The sequence below is a fragment of the Pseudomonas sp. LBUM1669 genome, assembly GCF_059695705.1.
The window spans coordinates 4,948,292-4,965,534 of sequence record NZ_CP166784.1; the positions used below are offsets into that span (position 1 = coordinate 4,948,292).

The 17,243-nt window shown below is 59.7% G+C and carries 17 protein-coding genes; 10 read left to right on the forward strand and 7 right to left on the reverse strand.

Features of this window, described 5'->3' with window-relative positions:
* Nucleotides 1-10: 10 nt before the first annotated feature.
* The gene (purU, locus tag ACA051_RS22985; protein ID WP_219095513.1) at nucleotides 11-859 is read right to left on the reverse strand and encodes a formyltetrahydrofolate deformylase; all 849 of its coding nucleotides are present in this window, start codon (nucleotides 857-859) and stop codon (nucleotides 11-13) included.
* A gap of 340 nt (nucleotides 860-1,199) precedes the next feature.
* Between purU and mvaT the strand changes: the two genes are divergently transcribed.
* Entirely contained in the window at nucleotides 1,200-1,577 is a 378-nt protein-coding gene (gene mvaT / locus ACA051_RS22990) for a histone-like nucleoid-structuring protein MvaT (protein WP_007933316.1), read from the forward strand.
* Between the two features lie 99 nt (nucleotides 1,578-1,676).
* Here mvaT and sbcB read toward each other — a convergent pair whose 3' ends face one another.
* Nucleotides 1,677-3,107 carry an exodeoxyribonuclease I gene (gene sbcB, locus ACA051_RS22995; RefSeq protein WP_497372038.1) on the reverse strand — a complete coding sequence of 477 codons (1,431 nt, stop codon included), beginning with the start codon at nucleotides 3,105-3,107 and terminating at the stop codon, nucleotides 1,677-1,679.
* 182 nt (nucleotides 3,108-3,289) lie between these two features.
* On the opposite strand from sbcB, the gene ACA051_RS23000 reads away from it, so the two are divergent.
* From ACA051_RS23000 to ACA051_RS23035, 8 genes are all read left to right on the forward strand, one after another.
* The gene (locus ACA051_RS23000) at nucleotides 3,290-4,015 is read left to right on the forward strand and encodes an RDD family protein (protein WP_497304982.1); all 726 of its coding nucleotides are present in this window, start codon (nucleotides 3,290-3,292) and stop codon (nucleotides 4,013-4,015) included.
* Nucleotides 4,012-4,989, forward strand: a complete 978-nt coding sequence (locus ACA051_RS23005) for a stage II sporulation protein M (protein ID WP_497304983.1) — start codon at nucleotides 4,012-4,014, stop codon at nucleotides 4,987-4,989. The genes ACA051_RS23000 and ACA051_RS23005 overlap by 4 nt, the downstream gene beginning before the upstream one ends.
* On the forward strand, nucleotides 4,976-6,520 hold the full coding sequence (locus ACA051_RS23010) for a DUF4129 domain-containing protein (RefSeq protein WP_497304985.1): 1,545 nt from the start codon (nucleotides 4,976-4,978) through the stop codon (nucleotides 6,518-6,520). Before ACA051_RS23005 ends, ACA051_RS23010 begins: the two co-directional genes overlap by 14 nt.
* Nucleotides 6,517-7,680, forward strand: coding sequence for a DUF4350 domain-containing protein (locus tag ACA051_RS23015; protein WP_497304986.1), 1,164 nt, complete (start codon nucleotides 6,517-6,519; stop codon nucleotides 7,678-7,680). The genes ACA051_RS23010 and ACA051_RS23015 overlap by 4 nt, the downstream gene beginning before the upstream one ends.
* Nucleotides 7,677-8,678, forward strand: a complete 1,002-nt coding sequence (locus tag ACA051_RS23020) for an AAA family ATPase (protein WP_219095516.1) — start codon at nucleotides 7,677-7,679, stop codon at nucleotides 8,676-8,678. The genes ACA051_RS23015 and ACA051_RS23020 overlap by 4 nt, the downstream gene beginning before the upstream one ends.
* Before the next feature lie 205 nt (nucleotides 8,679-8,883).
* Complete coding sequence (locus ACA051_RS23025) at nucleotides 8,884-10,215, forward strand: DUF58 domain-containing protein (protein ID WP_497372040.1); 1,332 nt, start codon at nucleotides 8,884-8,886, stop codon at nucleotides 10,213-10,215.
* A 135-nt stretch (nucleotides 10,216-10,350) separates the two neighbouring features.
* Entirely contained in the window at nucleotides 10,351-10,569 is a 219-nt protein-coding gene (locus ACA051_RS23030; protein WP_497304989.1) for a hypothetical protein, read from the forward strand.
* A gap of 276 nt (nucleotides 10,570-10,845) precedes the next feature.
* Nucleotides 10,846-11,229 carry a DUF6124 family protein gene (locus tag ACA051_RS23035; RefSeq protein ID WP_497372042.1) on the forward strand — a complete coding sequence of 128 codons (384 nt, stop codon included), beginning with the start codon at nucleotides 10,846-10,848 and terminating at the stop codon, nucleotides 11,227-11,229.
* 153 nt (nucleotides 11,230-11,382) lie between these two features.
* Here ACA051_RS23035 and ACA051_RS23040 read toward each other — a convergent pair whose 3' ends face one another.
* Nucleotides 11,383-11,742, reverse strand: coding sequence for a PilZ domain-containing protein (locus ACA051_RS23040; RefSeq protein ID WP_010457554.1), 360 nt, complete (start codon nucleotides 11,740-11,742; stop codon nucleotides 11,383-11,385).
* Between the two features lie 245 nt (nucleotides 11,743-11,987).
* The gene (locus ACA051_RS23045) at nucleotides 11,988-12,374 is read right to left on the reverse strand and encodes a tetratricopeptide repeat protein (protein WP_403100402.1); all 387 of its coding nucleotides are present in this window, start codon (nucleotides 12,372-12,374) and stop codon (nucleotides 11,988-11,990) included.
* Between the two features lie 157 nt (nucleotides 12,375-12,531).
* Between ACA051_RS23045 and pyk the strand changes: the two genes are divergently transcribed.
* Nucleotides 12,532-13,983 carry a pyruvate kinase gene (pyk, locus tag ACA051_RS23050; RefSeq protein ID WP_140667576.1) on the forward strand — a complete coding sequence of 484 codons (1,452 nt, stop codon included), beginning with the start codon at nucleotides 12,532-12,534 and terminating at the stop codon, nucleotides 13,981-13,983.
* 203 nt (nucleotides 13,984-14,186) lie between these two features.
* On the opposite strand, the gene ACA051_RS23055 is transcribed toward pyk, so the two are convergent.
* Genes ACA051_RS23055 through ACA051_RS23065 form a run of 3 tightly spaced genes read right to left on the reverse strand, consistent with a single transcriptional unit; the run spans nucleotide 14,187 to nucleotide 17,002 of the window.
* Nucleotides 14,187-14,936 (reverse strand): enoyl-CoA hydratase-related protein, encoded by a 750-nt coding sequence (locus tag ACA051_RS23055; RefSeq protein ID WP_497372044.1) that lies wholly within the window; start codon nucleotides 14,934-14,936, stop codon nucleotides 14,187-14,189.
* Between the two features lie 31 nt (nucleotides 14,937-14,967).
* Complete coding sequence (locus tag ACA051_RS23060) at nucleotides 14,968-15,903, reverse strand: iron-sulfur-binding ferredoxin reductase (protein ID WP_497372046.1); 936 nt, start codon at nucleotides 15,901-15,903, stop codon at nucleotides 14,968-14,970.
* Nucleotides 15,896-17,002 carry a GGDEF domain-containing protein gene (locus ACA051_RS23065; RefSeq protein ID WP_497304998.1) on the reverse strand — a complete coding sequence of 369 codons (1,107 nt, stop codon included), beginning with the start codon at nucleotides 17,000-17,002 and terminating at the stop codon, nucleotides 15,896-15,898. The genes ACA051_RS23060 and ACA051_RS23065 overlap by 8 nt, the downstream gene beginning before the upstream one ends.
* Between the last annotated feature and the right edge of the window lie 241 nt (nucleotides 17,003-17,243).

Consider the following 17,243-nt stretch of genomic DNA (forward strand, 5'->3'; position numbering starts at 1 on the left):
TGTGTGGCTATCAGAACACCACGGTCTTGTTGCCATGCACCAGCACCCGGTCTTCCAGGTGATAACGCAGACCGCGGGCCAGCACCATTTTTTCGACGTCACGGCCAAAACGCACCATGTCTTCAATGCTGTCGCTGTGGCTGACGCGCACCACGTCCTGCTCGATGATCGGACCGGCGTCCAGTTCTTCGGTCACGTAGTGGCACGTCGCGCCGATCAACTTCACGCCACGCATCGAGGCCTGGTGATACGGCTTGGCGCCGACGAACGACGGCAGGAAGCTGTGGTGAATGTTGATGACCTTGTGCGCATATTCCCTGCACAACGCGGGCGGCAGGATTTGCATGTAACGGGCAAGTACCACCACTTCGGCATCGTGCTGTTTGACCAGGCGCGAGACTTCGGCGAAGGCCGGCTCTTTGTCCTGTGGATTGACCGGCACGTGGTAATAAGGAATGCCGTGCCACTCGACCATGCTGCGCAAGTCGTCGTGGTTGGAAATCACACAGGAAATTTCGCAATCCAGTTCATCACTGTGCCAGCGGTGCAGCAAATCAGCCAGACAGTGGGATTCACGGCTGGCCATCAACACAACGCGCTTTTTCTGCGCGGTGTCGGTAATGCGCCAGTTCATCGAGAACTCTTCGGCAATGGGTGCAAACGCTTCGCGAAAGGCTTCAATACCGAAAGGCAGCGAATCAGCACGAATTTCGTGACGCATGAAGAACCAGCCACTCTGATTGTCCGAGTGATGGCTCGCTTCAGTGATCCAGCCGTTATGTGACGCCAGAAAGTTACTGACTTTAGCAACGATGCCGACGCGGTCCGGGCAAGCAATCACCAGCCGAAAAGTGCGCATGAGGGGGAAACTCCAGAACTTCGCAAAGGCCGCCATTCTAGCGAGTGCGCAGCAAAACTGCAGTATTGATGACACATTGACCTGCACGCGGGTCAGTGGAACAGATTCCGGCAGCACCTCACCACCCGCGCGAAGGTGTTCTTGTAGTCAATCTTCAAGCGCTCAATTGTGAATATCTGTGATGACTGCATCACACTTTTAACTCTGCGTTGAATTTACGCCCTATTCTTCGCAACTAATTTAAATAAAAAGCCGGTTAAATGTTTACTTGATGAAACACCCTGACTATTATTGCGGCACTGTCACCCTGCCATCCAGTGCCCAACATAAGGTAGTCCTCATGTCCTTGATCAACGAATATCGCGCCACCGAAGAAGCTATCAAAGAGCTGCAAGCCCGTTTGAAGAACCTGTCCCAAGACGACAAACTGCAAACCGAGCTGGAATTCGAAGGCAAACTGCGCACCCTGATGGGCGAATACTCCAAGTCCCTGCGTGACATCATCGCGTTGCTGGACCCAGAGTCCAAGACCAAAGCACCACGCGGCGGCGCAGTAAAAACTACTGGCACCAAGCGTGCTCGCAAAGTTAAACAATACAAAAACCCGCACAACGGCGAAGTCATCGAAACCAAAGGTGGCAACCACAAGACTCTGAAAGAGTGGAAAGCCAAGTGGGGCGGTGACGTGGTTGAAGGCTGGGCTACCCTGCTGGGCTAAGCCCAAGAGGTTGTCAAAGACTTATCCGCGACAAAAAATAACGCCAGCTGATGCTGGCGTTTTTTTATGCGCGGAATACAGCCCGGGCATTTTTCGTTTTCAAAGATTCAAACGTTTGCGTAATCCCTGGACATAATTCTGCCATTCATTCAGTACCTCTCGCTGAAACGTTGTAGCAGTAACGCTCAATTGGGCTGCGGCTTCTACGAAACTTTCAAGCGTATTGGGCGCGCCCCACTCAGGGGTCGACAAACGTTGCTGACAGAATATTCGCCAGCGCTCTTGCTCCTCGGAATTCAACGTATCGGGAAAGTTGCGTGCGCGATAACGAAACAATAATTCAGGTAAACGTTCGTCATCGAAAGGCCATTGCTGTTGTGATAATTGGGCAGGGTCGGCGGCCCTGACTTGCTCACATAGCCGACGGTCCCGATCACCGATAAAACCGTCGTATAACTGTTGCTCGGGATCCTGACTCGAGGTGAAATCTTCGCTGGTATAAATCGCCAACACTTTATCTCGCCAAACTTGTTGTGCGTCACTTAGCCGCAGTACGCGATCCTGATAAAGCGCCATGTCCAGCCCCAGGCGCTGCTGATCATCAGGGCGAAGTACCGACAGCGGCGCCACCACCGGGCACTTGTTGATATGAATTAGCTTGAGGGGCACCGGCAATTCGCCGTCGGCCAGGTCATCACGGCGGGTATACAGGCGCTGACGCAAGGTCTCTGCGTCCAGATCAAGCAACCCCTGGGGATCCAGATGCAGGTCACAGACAATCAGGGCGTTTTTGTTGCGCGGATGCCAGGCCAGTGGCAGCACCACACCGACATAACTGCGAGCCGCCGAGAATCGCCCGGAAATGTGCACCATCGGCTGTAACAGCCGAATCTGATCCATCACCTTTTGTTTGCTGCGCAACTGAAACAGCCAGTCATACAACTTCGGCTGCTTCTCGCGAATAAGTCGAGCCAGGGCGATGGTGGCGCGAACGTCCGACAGCGCCTCGTGGGCATTGCCGTGGTCAATGCCATTGGCGGCGGTCAGCCGTTCGAGCTTGAGCGTCACCCGCCCATCATCATCGGTTGGCCAGACGAGGCCATCGGGGCGCAAGGCATAGGCTGCACGCACCACATCAATCAGGTCCCAGCGGCTGTTGCCGCCCTGCCATTCGCGGGCATATGGGTCGAAAAAGTTTCGGTACAGGCTGTAACGGGTCATCTCGTCATCGAAGCGCAACGTGTTGTAACCCGCCCCACACGTACCCGGCGCCGCCAGTTGAGCGTGCACCCGGGTCATGAAGTCGGCTTCGCTCAGACCGTGTTCGGCCAGTTGACCGGGCGTAATACCGGTGATCGCGCAAGCTGCCGGATGCGGCAGGATGTCATCGCTGGGCTGACAGAAGAGGTTGACCGGCTCGTCTATTTCATTGAGATCGAAGTCGGTGCGAATCCCAGCCACCTGCAGCGGACGGTCGCATCGGGGATTGATGCCAGTGGTTTCGTAGTCGTACCAGAAGATCGAGGTCACGGGCTGTTCCTGAACTGAAGATCGGCAAAGTCTAGGCGTTCACATCCCGCCCCGGCCAGTAACTTGTCATTCAATCAGCTCTGGTTACGCAACGTGCACTACATAGTTATGTCGTTTCACCCCGAGAGGCTGCTAGCATCGGACGGACATCGAATCCCGAACAGGCCACATCAAGGTTGCCCATGCTCGAGACCACAGCACTGCCAAGGAAAGCGACGCTGCCCCCGCCACTGGACACGCGGTATCAAGTCGAAACGCCCGAAGGCATCGACTTGCCACTGCGCCCAGCCGGGTTGATGGTTCGTGCGCTGGCCTTCTCCATCGACCTCGGGTTACGCGGGCTGATACTCGGCGTGCTGTTTATCGTGTTGGCGTTTCTCGGAAAACTCGGCGCCGGGCTGGGCTCGATCCTGTTGTTCGGAGTGAGCTGGTGGTACATGGTGCTGTTCGAGGTGCTGAATCAAGGCCGTTCGCCGGGCAAACAATGGATGGGGTTGCGCGTGGTACATGACGACGGCACCCCGATCGGATGGTCCGCCTCGCTGTTGCGTAACCTGTTGCGATTCGTCGACCTGTTGCCGTTTGGCTACTTCCTCGGGGCCATCAGTTGCCTGCAACACCCCTCCTTCAAACGCCTCGGTGACCTGGCCGCCGGCACGCTGGTCATCTACCGCGAACAACCGTTGACCCGACCGCAACTGCCCGACGTCCAGCCTCGGCGCCCGACCTTTGCCCTGACGCTACCCGAGCAACGCGCCGTCCTCGGGTTTGCCGAGCGCCAAGGCGACCTTTCCGAGGCGCGGACCCATGAACTCGCGTCCATCCTTGCCCAACCTTTGCAGGTTCCCACGCCACGCGCCGTGGCGGAACTTAACGCCATCGCTCGTGGTTTGTTGGGGCCCGCATGAAGCAAAGCCTTTTCGAAAATCGCCACAAGGCCGAATGGGCGCGGTTTTCCGTGATGCTCGAACAGCTGGAGCGCGGCAAGGAAGCGTCCGGCATTGCCGGTTTCCCGAAAGACTATCGACGGCTCTGCCAACAACTGGCACTGGCTCAGGAACGCGGCTACAGCAGTTTCCTGATTGACTCCTTGCAGCAACAGGTGCTGCGCGGGCATCAACAGCTTTACCGACATCGCAGTCGACTGGGCGCCAACATTCTGAGCTTTATCCTTGCCGGATTTCCGCGGTTGGTGCGCGAACAATGGCGCTTTGTGCTCGCCGCCGGCCTGATGTTTTTTGGCAGCCTGATTGGCTTCGCGCTGCTGGTGTATCTGTTCCCGGACCTGGTCTACAACCTGATCCCGGCCGAGCAGGTCAATGAGATGCAAAGCATGTACGACCCGGTCGCCGGCCATTTGGGCCGCTCGGCGGAACGCGCCGCCAGTGAAGACTGGGTGATGTTCGGTTACTACATCATGCACAACATCGGCATTGCCTTTCAGACCTTTGCCAGCGGTTTGCTGTTTGGTCTGGGCAGCGCGTTTTTCCTGCTGTTCAATGGTTTGATGATCGGTGCGGTGGCCGGACACCTGACGCACATCGGTTTCGGGCAGACCTTCTGGTCGTTCGTGATCGGTCATGGCGCGTTCGAGCTGAGCGCCATTGCCCTGGCCGGTGCCGCCGGCTTGCAGCTAGGCTGGGCGTTGATCGCACCGGGACGCCTGCCCCGTGCCGAAGCGTTGCGACTGGCGGCGCGCAAAAGCGTGTTGCTGATCTGTGGCGTCATGTTGTTTCTGCTGATTGCCGCGTTTATCGAAGCCTACTGGTCGTCGATGACCGCGCCGGCACCCACGACCAAATACCTGGTCGGCGCGGCGCTGTGGTTGTTGGTGGCGACTTACTTGCTGTTTGCCGGACGGACCCGCCATGCGCCTGAGTGACGCCACGGTCGTGATCCGCCCGCGCACCTCTTGGGAAGCCATGGACCTGGGCGTGCTGCTGAGCCAGCGCCACCGACGGTTGCTGATGACCAGTTGGGCCATCATCACCTTGCCGATCTTCGCGCTGCTCAGCTTTTTCCTGTGGGATTCACCCTCCCTCGCCGTGTTCATCTTCTGGTGGTTGAAACCGGCGTTCGAGCGCTTGCCGTTGTACATCCTGTCCAAAGCCATGTTCGGCGAAACGCCCACGTTGAAACAGGCATTGCGCCAATGGCCGCGCCTGCTCAAGCCACAACTGTTGGCCAGCCTGACCTGGCGACGATTGAGCCTGAGCCGCAGTTTTCTGATGCCGGTGGTGCAACTCGAAGGCCTGGAGGGTGATGAACGACAACAGCGCTTGCGGGTGCTGCTGCAGCGCAACGCCGGCGCCGCGCAGTGGTTGACGATCATTGGCGTGCACCTGGAAAGTGCGCTGTGGATTGGCCTGATGGTGCTGTTCTATATGTTCCTGCCACAGCAGGTTGAACTCGAATGGAGCTGGCAGACCTTGATCGCCGTGGCCACCCAGGATTGGCGCTGGCTGGAACACCTGACCAATTTCTTTTACGTGCTGGTGCTGATTGTCTGGGAACCGATCTACGTGGCCTGCGGTTTCAGCCTCTATCTGAATCGGCGCACGGTGCTGGAAGCCTGGGACATCGAACTGGTGTTCCGCCGATTGCGCCAACGCCTCAACACCACGGCGGTCACGCTGCTGCTCGCGGCGATAATGCTGGTGCCGAGCACGCAAAACGTCTGGGCCGCCGAGCCGGTCATTACCCCGGACAGCCCACGTCTGCTGGAGCAACCACTGACCAGCCAGGCCTCCAGAGACAGCATCAAATCAATCCTCGATCAGCCCCCGTTCAAGAACAAGGAAACGGTGACCCGCTACCGATTTGGCGAAGACAAACCCGACACCAAAACCCCGGACGGCGGGAAAACACCTGAATGGCTGAAGGCGTTGGCCGGTCTGCTCGACAGCCAGCGTTTCGGCTTTATAGCCAACCTGATTGAAGTGCTGCTCTGGGCCGCCGTAATGAGCGCCATCGGTTTGCTGATCTGGCGTTACCGCGACTGGTTGCAGGCATTCGTCAGCCGTCGGCCGGTGTTGAACCGAAGAGCCGAGCGTCCGTTACCGCAACAAGCATTCGGCCTGGACCTGAGCCGCGAAACCCTGCCCGCCGACATTGCCGCCAGCGCCGAAACTCTCTGGCAAACCAACCCGCGCGCGGCCCTCGGATTGCTCTATCGCGCCCTGCTCAGCCATTTGTTGCACGATCACAACATGGCGCTGAAACCCGCCGACACCGAAGGCGAGGTGCTGCAACGCGTCGAGCAACTGCACCAACCGGCCTTGCTCGCCTTCAGCAAAACCTTGACCGGGCACTGGCAGAACATGGCCTACGGACATCGCCTGCCACCCGCGCATTTGCAACAGGAACTGTGTGACGGCTGGCGAACCTTGTTCGGCCCGGGAGCCGCCCGTTGAGCCGGCGCTGGTGGCTTTCGGTCGGCGTGTTCATCACCGTGCTGGTGGGCGCGCTGAGTGTTTATCTGTACCTGAAGGCCACGCCCTATCAGGCCGAAATCGATCACGGCCCGACACCCGAAGCCCTGGCCAATCCCTATCTGGCCGCCGAGCATTTCCTGCGCAAACAGGGCCTGACCGTCGGCCATGCCAACAGCCTCGACGTGCTGCCCACCCTCGATCCGCGTCAGCACAGCCTGCTGTTGCTCGGCGACCGCTACAACATGACCCCACGCCAGATCGACCAAGTGATGAACTGGACCCGGGCCGGCGGGCGCCTGTTGTTTGTCGCCCAGTCGCTGTGGGATGAAAAGACCGGCCAGAGCAATGACCTGCTGCTCGATCGTGTGCAGGTGCATCAGTCGCTGAGCAAAGACCTCAAGGAGCCGCCGCCGGACATCCTTGACGACCCGTTCCCCAAACTGACCAAGCTGTATCTGGAAGACGAGAACGCGCCGGCCTACGCCAGTTTCGATACCGCGTTCCATCTCGAAGACCCGAGAAACCTCGCGCAAGCCTGGGCCAACAGTGGCAAGGCCACGCACATGATGCAGCTGAACCACGGGCTGGGTTCGATCACCGTGGTCACCGACGCCGACCTGTGGAAAACCCCCGCCATCGACCAATACGACAACGCCTGGCTGCTCTGGTACCTGACCGCCGACACGAGCGTGACCTTGCTGTTCAACACCGATCACGACAGTCTGCTGACCTTGCTGCTGCGCAACTTCCCGCAGGCGTTGGTCGCCCTCATCGCCCTGATCGGTCTTGCGCTCTGGCATGTCGGAGTGCGCCAGGGTCCGATGCTGGCACCCGCGTCGAAAGGGCGCCGGCAACTTCAGGAACACCTGCGTGCCAGCGCCGATTTCATGTTGCGCCGCAACGGGCAGCAGCACCTGCTGCAAGCCTTGCAACAAGACATCCTGCGGCGCGTGCGGCGCCGTCATCCCGGTTTCGAACAACTCGGCGTCGCCGAACAATGGCTGGTGCTCGCGCGCCTGACCGGCCAACCCACACGCGCCATCAGCCAGGCAATGAGCCCGCGACCGAAACAGCGGCTGTCCAGCGCTGATTTCAGCCGTCAGGTCGCCCACCTGCAAACTTTGAGGAACACGCTATGAGTCAACAGATCGAGCCTGGCAGCGCGACCCACGCCGCCCAGCAACGCCAGCGCGCCAGTCAGTTGGCCCAGGCTGTGCGCAATGAGCTGCAAAAAGCCGTGATCGGCCAGAACAGCGTGATCGACGACGTCCTCACCGCACTGATTGCCGGTGGTCATGTGTTGCTCGAAGGTGTGCCGGGCTTGGGTAAAACGCTGCTGGTGCGTGCCCTCGCCCGCTGCTTTGGCGGCGAGTTCGCGCGCATCCAGTTCACCCCGGACCTGATGCCCAGCGACGTTACCGGGCACGCGGTCTACGACCTGAACACCGAGCAGTTCAAACTGCGCAAAGGTCCGATATTCACAAACTTGCTGTTGGCTGACGAGATCAACCGTGCGCCGGCGAAAACCCAGGCCGCGTTGCTTGAAGCCATGCAGGAACGCCAGGTCACCCTGGAAGGCCGCGCCTTGCCCATCGTGCAACCGTTCATGGTGCTCGCCACGCAAAACCCGATCGAACAGGAAGGCACGTATCCACTGCCCGAAGCCGAGCTCGACCGCTTCATGCTCAAGGTGCGCATGGACTACCCCGACGCCGAGCAAGAGCTGGACATGGTCCGTCAGGTCAGCCGCTCGACCCGTGCCGACATGCTCGACGTGCAACCGCTGCGCACCGTGTTGCAAGCCAAGGACGTGCTGGCCTTGCAGCGCATCGCCAGCGACCTGCCGCTGGACGATCAGGTCCTCGATTACGCCGTGCGCCTGGCCCGCACCACCCGCACCTGGCCGGGCCTGACCCTCGGCGCCGGGCCACGCGCCTCCATTGCCCTGGTGCGTTGCGCCCGCGCCCGCGCACTGCTGCGTGGCGGCGACTTCGTGATACCTGATGACATCAAAGGCTGCGCCCTGGCGGTGCTGCGCCATCGTGTACGGATCGCCCCCGAGTTCGACATCGAAGGGCTGGACGTCGATCAGGTGCTCAAGCAGTTGCTTGACCAAGTACCGGCGCCACGGCTGTGATTACATCCCTGCCCAACACAAACCCTGTGGCGAGGGAGCTTGCTCCCGCTCGGCTGCGCAGCAGTCGCAAATCAGAAAGGCACGTTTTATCTGACACTCTGCGCTGGATGGTTTTGGGGCTGCTGCGCAACCCAGCGGGACGATGCGGCGTTCCGACAAGCTCCCTCGCCACAGAAAGCTCTTTTGCCACAAAAGGTGTGCGCTGATGAAACCGTCACGCCTGTTGCTGATCTGGCTCGCCGTGCTGCTGGCCATCGGCATCGTGCTGGGCGCGTTGCAGGCACTGGAATTCGACGTCCCCTCAAGCCTGTCGTCGATCAACTGGGGACTGTTGCTAGCGCTGCTGATTCTGGCCGTTCTCGACGCCATTCGCCTCAAACGTCTGCCCTCACCGCGCCTCCAACGCCAGATGCCCGGCAGCCTGGCGCTCGGCCGTTGGAGCGAAGTGCGGCTGGAGGTCGAGCATGACTTTGCTCAATCCCTGAACATGCAGATCTTCGACCATGTTCCAGAAGGCGTCAGCTTCGAAAACCTGCCGCTTTCGGTGGAACTGCAACCCGGCCAGCAGAGCCAGGTCGGCTATCGATTGCGCCCCATCAAGCGCGGCCACTTCACCTTCGAACACTGCGAAATCAACCTGCCGAGCCCCTTGGGCTTATGGTCCGACAAACGCCTGCTTAACGTGACCGACAGCACCCGCGTCTACCCCGACTTCGCCCGTCTCTACGGCGGTGAACTACTGGCGGTGGATAACTGGCTCAGCCAACTTGGCGTGCGCCAGCGCCAACGTCGTGGCCTGGGCCTGGAATTCCATCAACTGCGCGAATTCCGTGAAGGCGACAGCCTGCGCCAGATCGACTGGAAGGCCACCGCCCGCCAACGCACACCCATCGCCCGCGAGTATCAGGATGAGCGCGACCAGCAGATCATCTTCATGCTCGATTGCGGCCGACGGATGCGCAGCCAGGACGGTGAACTGGCCCATTTCGATCACGCACTCAATGCCTGTCTGTTGCTCAGCTACATCGCCCTGCGCCAAGGCGATGCAGTGGGCCTGAGCACCTTCGCCAGTGATCGAGTGCACTACCTCGCCCCGGTCAAAGGCACGGGCCAGCTCAACGTATTGCTCAACACCGTCTACGACCTCGACAGCACCCAACGCCCCGCCGACTACCAGGCTGCCGCCACGCAGCTACTGGCCCGACAGAAACGCCGTGCGCTGGTGGTGCTGGTCACCAACCTGCGCGACGAAGACGACGAAGAACTGCTGACCGCCGTCAAACGCCTGAGCAAACTGCATCGGGTGCTGGTGGCGAGTCTGCGCGAGGACTTGCTCGACGGTTTGCGGCACGCGCCGGTGCAAACCTTGCCGGAAGCGCTGACCTATTGCGGGACGGTGGATTACTTGAACGACCGGGCGCAACTCCATGAGCAGTTGAGTGCTCATGGGGTGCCGGTGGTGGATGCCCGGCCCTCAGAGTTGGGAGCCGAGTTGGTGACGCGGTATTTGGGGTGGAAGAAAGAAGGCGCTATGTAATAGCGATAATCGTAAAAGGAGCCATTTCTTAGCGATAAAAAAGGTGGCGATGTCGGGCCTCAGCAATGCAGCAAAGCTGAAGTAAGTACTTTCAATGAAAATCCGAAATACCAAATAGCTAGCAAGGAATAAATCATGGACGATAAATATCTATTCGCGTCAGTGCTAATCAAGATCAACCAGAACCAACTAGCGTTGGGTGCGGCTATAGATGAGCTCACTATCTGGGCTGAGAAGCAAGGTGCGATCAATGTCGCAGGCCACATAAGAGATGCACTAGAAACACTGGATCAAAATCAAGAGTTTATCTCGTTGGCTCTTCTCTCTGTGTCAACTGACTTCAAAGGAGAATAGGTATTCGAGTTTTGTAGTCCCTTTGCCCGAAGCGAAGAGTGATGCAGTGGAGAGACTCGCTTTGCTGTGGCCAATGGGCATGGGCATGGTCATGCCCATGCCCATGCCGACACTCACCCTGGTCCTACACGTATATACAAGAAACCGTACAACGGCTACATAATCAGTTGCTTCTGCCTACAACCTGCGGTGCCCCCGACTGACTTCGGGCGAGAGTCACCCCGATTAAGGTTCTCCTATCGCTACTCATCAGCGATCCAACAAGGAGTTAACCCAATGTCGAAGGCTACACCTGCCCCTTCCGAGCCTACGCGCTCACCCTATGCCACTTTCGATCCAAAAAAACTTCATACCGCCGCCCAAAAAGCGCTGAACCACCATCTTGCTCAAAAAAACACCAAATCGTGCTTCGCTAACGAACGCACCACCGAGGAACGCGCCATGAAGATGTTCACCGTTGTCCCTGATGCCAACCCCGAAGCCTTGACCATCGAGACCTACGAAACATTCTCGACGGTCAGCATTCTGCTACTCGACCTGGCGGAAAGTCTGGAGGACAAGCCGCGGCATCTGGCGATGGCGATTTACCGGATCAGTGAGTTGGGGTTGATGCTGGTGGAGCGGTCGCTGGATAACGAGAAGGCGATCAAGACGACGTAGAGTTCAGTCTTTTTATTTGTTGTCTGGGCTGACGCCATCGCGAGCAGGCTAGCTCCCACAGGGGATCTTCTGGGACCACAATATTTGTGGACAGCCGATACCCATGTGGGAGTGAGCCTGCTCGCGATGGCCATTGCAGATGCACCACAACACTCAGGCAGACGCCGGCATCGGCTGAAAACTGAAGTACTGCGTCAACGCCTCCACCAATTGCCCATACTCCGGCGGTGCCCGTTGCAGGCTGAACCCGGCGTCGTAATGGTGGGGGGTTTCGTCTTCGTGGCACCACAAACAACACGCCGTCAGGTCAATGACCTGCTGGCAACCGTCGCTGGCGGGGATTTTCAATCGCAGGTCAAAATCGACGCCCACCATCATGGGCAACTGGCTGATGAGCATCAGCCCGTCGGCGGACACATTGCCCAGAAAGCCGATGGGTTTGTCGGTGACGCTGTTGAACACTTTCAGAAAATACGGCAATTGATGCCGCTCGATCCGGCGGTCGGTAAACATGCGCAGTTGGCCCATCAAGGCCCTTAAGCAGGGCCGCACTAATGCTTCGGAACGTGCCTGTTTTTGCTCTTGTCGAAAAGCCTGGCGCGCTCTCCCCCTTCCCGGTGCGTCAGCCCATGACTCCGCTAACGCTTACGGCTGCCGGTTACAGGTATGACCTCGATCTAGAGACATGGCTCTAAAACCGATCCATTCGACTATAGCTCACCACCGCCGGGCGGCCAGCCTTTGCATGACAACGGCAATCAGAACTGCGTCGGGCGCACGGCTGCTGCTGCGCTGCGAGTCGGGTAATGGCCCAGGCTCTGCAAGGTTTCCAGGCGCGCGCGGGCGCGGTAGGCGTATTCGCTTTGCGGGTAGGACGCCATGATGAACTGATAAGTCTGCGCCGCATCAATGAACAGCTTCTGCCGTTCCAGGCACTGGCCGCGCATCATCGACACTTCCGGCCACACATAAGGCCGCGCACGGCTGGAGCGCTCGACTTTCGACAATTCGAGCATCACCTGCTCGCAATTGCCACGGTCGTAAGCGCTGTAGGCGAGGTTCAAATGGTGGTTCATCGACCAACGGGTGCAGCCCGTGACGCTGAGGACGCTGAGGGCAAGGGCGGCAATGGGCACGAATCGCATGGGGGATCTCCTGTCTTGAGCTCTGTATCGACCCGTGAGCAGAAATCTTCAGGAATGTTCGGTTAAAGATATAAACGAATAAGTAGTGCATATGAACAATGACTACAACTTCGGACCATAGTAGCCTCACTCAGCGCTTGAACTCAGGAGTCTTTGCATGTCCGTCCGTCGTACCAAAATCGTCGCTACCCTTGGCCCGGCCAGTAACTCGCCGGAAGTTCTCGAACAGCTGATTCTGGCTGGCCTGGACGTCGCCCGCCTGAACTTCTCCCACGGCACCCCCGACGAGCACAAGGCTCGCGCGAAGCTGGTGCGTGACCTCGCAGCCAAGCACGGCCGCTTCGTCGCCCTGCTGGGTGACCTGCAAGGCCCGAAAATCCGTATCGCCAAATTCGCCAACAAGAAGATCGAGCTGAAGATCGGTGATCAATTCACCTTTTCCACCAGCCATCCTCTGACCGAAGGCAACCAGCAAGTGGTCGGCATCGACTACCCGGACCTGGTCAAGGATTGCGGCGTCGGCGACGAGCTGCTGCTCGACGACGGTCGCGTGGTGATGCGCGTCGATACCGCCACCGCCACTGAACTGAACTGCACCGTGCTGATCGGCGGCCCACTGTCCGACCATAAAGGCATCAACCGTCGCGGCGGTGGCCTGACGGCGCCGGCCCTGACCGAGAAAGACAAGGCCGACATCAAGCTCGCCGCAGAAATGGAAGTCGACTACCTCGCGGTGTCCTTCCCGCGTGACGCCGCCGACATGGAATACGCCCGTCAACTGCGCGACGAAGCCGGCGGCACCGCCTGGCTGGTGGCGAAGATCGAACGCGCCGAAGCCGTGGCCGATGACGAAACCCTCGATGCGCTGATCCAGGCCTCCGACGCGGTGATGGTTGCCCGTGGTGACCTGGGTGTGGAAATCGGCGACGCCGAGCTGGTGGGCATTCAGAAGAAGATCATTCTGCACGCACGCCGCCACAACAAGGCTGTGATCGTGGCGACCCAGATGATGGAGTCGATGATCCAGAACCCGATGCCAACCCGCGCCGAAGTGTCCGACGTGGCCAACGCCGTGCTCGACTACACCGACGCCGTGATGCTCTCGGCAGAAAGTGCTGCCGGTCTGTACCCACTGGAAGCGGTGCAAGCGATGGCGCGCATCTGCGTCGGCGCTGAAAAGCATCCGACCAGCAAGACTTCCAGCCACCGCATCGGCAAGGTCTTCGAAAGCTGCGACCAGAGCATCGCCCTGGCCGCCATGTACACCGCCAACCACTTCCCGGGCGTGAAAGCGATCATCGCCCTCACCGAGAGTGGCTACACGCCGTTGATCATGTCGCGCATCCGTTCTTCGGTGCCGATCTACGCGTTCTCCCCACACCGCGAAACCCAGGCCCGCGCGGCCATGTTCCGTGGCGTCTACACCGTGCCGTTCGACCCGGCATCGTTGCCGCCTGAGCAAGTCAGCCAGGCCGCGATCGACGAGTTGCTCAAGCGCGGCGTCGTGGAGAAAGGCGACTGGGTCATCCTGACCAAGGGCGACAGCTACCACACCATCGGCGGCACCAACGGGATGAAAATCCTGCACGTTGGCGACAAGATGGTCTGATTGACCGGTTGCTGAAAAACAAAAGCCCCGCCATGTGAATGACGGGGCTTTTTGGTTTTTGATCCGGAAGATGTGTCGCCTGGATGGGCCTCTTCGCGGGCAAGTCGAATCGTCGCACCGCTCGCTCAGGTTATGTGAGCGCCGAAAATCCACCGTAGGAGCGAGGCTTGCCCGCGAAGGCGTCAGTCCAGTCACCGCATTATTCAATGCCGTTTGATAAAGGCCGACAACGCCGCCATCGCCTCCGGCGAACGCAACCTTTGGGTGAACAACGCGCCCTCCTCTTCGATCACTTTGCGCAGCAATTCCCGGTCCGGCGCTTTCATCAATTGCTTGCTGATCCGCACCGCTTCCGGTGGCATTGACTCAAACCGCAACGCCATCTCCCGCGCCTTGGTCAAGGCCGCTTCACCACTGCCCAACGCTTCGGTGGCGATGCCCCACTCCGCGGCCTGTTCACCGCTGAACCCTTCGCCGAGCAGCAGCAACTCCGCCGCTTTTGCGTGCCCGAGCAATCGCGGCAGGATCAGGCTGGAACCAAACTCAGGACACAACCCGAGGTTCACGAACGGCATCCGCAGCCGCGCATCACGGCTGACATACACCAGATCGCAATGCAGCAACATCGTCGTGCCGATCCCCACTGCAGCGCCCGCCACGGCGGCGATCACCGGTTTGCGGCACTCTAGCAAGTTGACCATGAAGTGAAACACCGGGCTGTCGAGGTTGCTCGGCGGTTGCTGGATGAAATCGGCGATGTCGTTGCCGGCGGTGAAGCACTCGGCGCTGCCGGTGATCAGCACGGCGTTGATTTCGGGGTCGGTGTCGGCCAGCTTCAGGGCGTCAGCCAAGTGGCTGTACATGGCGCGGGTCAGGGCGTTTTTCTTGTCGGGGCGGTTCAGGCGCAGGGTCAGCAGGCCGCGTTCGCGTTCAAGCTGGATGGCATCGGTCATGGCGAGTCTCGCGTCGTTAAACGATCAGCGCTCAACCACGGGGAACAAAGACATCCGCCAGCAGTTGGTTGCGCGGCAATCCGGCCAGGTACAAACGCCGGGCAAAGGCGTCGACACTGTCGGGGGCTCCGCAGACTAAGGCCAGGGTTTGTCGGGAAACAAGCCGCAGTTGCGCCAACACCTGTGGCAACTCGGCCGGGGTCCAGCATTCGACGCTGAGGTTTTCACGCACATCGCACATGGCTTGCAGGGGTTTGGCCAGGTAATGCTCGCTGGCGTCATGGGCGAGGTGAATGACGCGGATGGCGCCTTGGTGATCCTGACGCAACGCTTCGCGCAACACCCCGAACAACGGCCCCAATCCTGTACCGGCGGCCATCAGCCATAGCGGTCGAGTGCTCCAGTCGGGGTCGTATTGCAGCGCTCCGCCACGCAGTTCCCCGAGGCGGATCGGGTCGCCGATTTTCAGCTGACGGGCCGCGTCGCTGAATTCCCCGGGCTGGCGACAATCGAGATGAAATTCCAGAAAGCGGTCTTCTTCCGGCAGGCTCGCCAAGGAGTATGGCCGGGCCACGTTGCCCGCCCACAACACCAGATGCTGCCCGGCGCTGTAGCGTAACGGTCGTTCCGGCGTAAGGCGCAATCGCAACACACTGGCGCTCAACCAATCAACGGCAGCGACTTGCGCCGGGCGGCCGTCGACGTGTGGGTCGAAGGTGTGCACTTGCAGGTCCTCGACCACCTGACACTGACACGCCAGACGCCAACCTTGCTGACGCTGTTCGACGCTCAAGGCATCGGGACGGCTGTCACTGGGCAAGCCTTGGACGCATTGCACCAGGCACGCATGGCAACTGCCGGCGCGACAACTGTAAGGCACGGCCACGCCGTTCTGATTCAGGGCATCGAGCAGGTTGCTGCCCGGCACCACAGACCAGTGGCGCTCGCCGACCCGCAACTCAGGCATCGACGTTCTCCCACGCCGCCGCGCAACGATTGCGACCGTCGCGCTTGGCGCGGTAAAGCGCCTGATCGGCGCGCTGCAAGGCGTCGTCGAGATCGTCGCCCAGCTCCAGCAAGGTCATGCCGGCGGACAAACTGAGGTGGGCGACGTTGAGTCCGATCAGTTCGACATCGGTGAACGCGATGCGCAGCCGTTCGCAACAGGACGTCAGGCGTTCGGCGTTGCAGTCGGGCAGCAACACCACGAACTCTTCGCCGCCATAACGGGCCAGCACATCCCCCTCGCGCAGGCAGGCGGTGGCCACACCGGCAAAGGCTTGCAGTACTTGATCGCCAGCAGCGTGACCATGAACATCGTTGATACGTTTGAAGTGGTCGAGGTCGATCAGCGCCAGGCCATGCACCACGCCAGCGTCCATCGCATTCAGCTCGCGGGAGGCCAGGCGCAGGAAATGCCGGCGGTTGAACAGCCCGGTAAGTTCGTCGGTGGCGACCAGGTCTTCGAGCTGGCGCATCATCCCGCGCAGGGTGTCCTGGTGCGCCTGCAAGGCAAACCGTCGTTGCCGCATACGTTGACGCGAGGCCTGGACGTAACGGGCATAAAGCTCCAGCCACACCAAGACGATAAACAGCACGCACACCTGCAACGCGGCCAGCGCCGGGTCGTGCAACTGGAAGTGGAAGCCCTCCCACAGCGTGATCGCACTGAAACTGAAAAACACCAACAGGGTGCATCGCACAAACGCACGACGGGAAAGATGGAACAGCCCGAACAACATGATCAACAGGTAGAACACCAGGAACGCACCGCGCGCCTCATCCAGATTGGCGATCAGCCACGTCTGCCACCCCAGGCCCATCAACACTTGCGCTTCGGTCAGGCTCGGGTCGGAAAAACGCAGGTTGCAGCCGCTGTAAAACACCGCGAACAACGTCCCCTGAGTGATCACCACCAGCGCACTGCCGATGGCCACGCTGGTCAGCGGTTCATCGAAATGCCCGGTGAAAAACGCCAGCCACAGCAAGACCAAAGCCAGGGCGTAGGTGCCGGCTGCGAGGGCAAAGCGTTTGAGCAAAAGCCGTTGGATGGCGTTATGGGTCAATCGTTGACTCACCGTGCGAAAGGAGGCTGACCGAGTGTCCTACTCTACAGACCGAATGCCACTTTAGTGGGGTGTCTGATAAATGACCATTCAATTTTCGGGGCAGAAAACTGGCGTCAAAAGCATGTCCCGAAGTGGCGACAATCTTGTGGCGAGGGAGCTTGCTCCCGCTGGTCTGCGAAGCGGCCCCCTGCAGTCTTTCAGCGATGACTTGCTGGCAGGTTTTACGTCTGCTGCGCAG

Excerpts from the sequence above, each read along its gene's own strand:
- ACA051_RS23005 (WP_497304983.1), top strand. The coding sequence starts at position 4,012 with ATGAAGCAAAGCCTTTTCGAAAATCGCCACAAGGCCGAATGGGCGCGG.
- ACA051_RS23060 (WP_497372046.1), bottom strand. The coding sequence starts at position 15,903 with ATGCCTGAGTTGCGGGTCGGCGAGCGCCACTGGTCTGTGGTGCCGGGC.
- ACA051_RS23030 (WP_497304989.1), top strand. The coding sequence starts at position 10,351 with ATGGACGATAAATATCTATTCGCGTCAGTGCTAATCAAGATCAACCAG.
- purU (WP_219095513.1), bottom strand. The coding sequence starts at position 859 with ATGCGCACTTTTCGGCTGGTGATTGCTTGCCCGGACCGCGTCGGCATC.
- ACA051_RS23035 (WP_497372042.1), top strand. The coding sequence starts at position 10,846 with ATGTCGAAGGCTACACCTGCCCCTTCCGAGCCTACGCGCTCACCCTAT.
- mvaT (WP_007933316.1), top strand. The coding sequence starts at position 1,200 with ATGTCCTTGATCAACGAATATCGCGCCACCGAAGAAGCTATCAAAGAG.
- ACA051_RS23020 (WP_219095516.1), top strand. The coding sequence starts at position 7,677 with ATGAGTCAACAGATCGAGCCTGGCAGCGCGACCCACGCCGCCCAGCAA.
- pyk (WP_140667576.1), top strand. The coding sequence starts at position 12,532 with ATGTCCGTCCGTCGTACCAAAATCGTCGCTACCCTTGGCCCGGCCAGT.
- ACA051_RS23045 (WP_403100402.1), bottom strand. The coding sequence starts at position 12,374 with ATGCGATTCGTGCCCATTGCCGCCCTTGCCCTCAGCGTCCTCAGCGTC.
- ACA051_RS23040 (WP_010457554.1), bottom strand. The coding sequence starts at position 11,742 with ATGTTTACCGACCGCCGGATCGAGCGGCATCAATTGCCGTATTTTCTG.
- ACA051_RS23025 (WP_497372040.1), top strand. The coding sequence starts at position 8,884 with ATGAAACCGTCACGCCTGTTGCTGATCTGGCTCGCCGTGCTGCTGGCC.
- ACA051_RS23000 (WP_497304982.1), top strand. The coding sequence starts at position 3,290 with ATGCTCGAGACCACAGCACTGCCAAGGAAAGCGACGCTGCCCCCGCCA.
- ACA051_RS23010 (WP_497304985.1), top strand. The coding sequence starts at position 4,976 with ATGCGCCTGAGTGACGCCACGGTCGTGATCCGCCCGCGCACCTCTTGG.
- ACA051_RS23055 (WP_497372044.1), bottom strand. The coding sequence starts at position 14,936 with ATGACCGATGCCATCCAGCTTGAACGCGAACGCGGCCTGCTGACCCTG.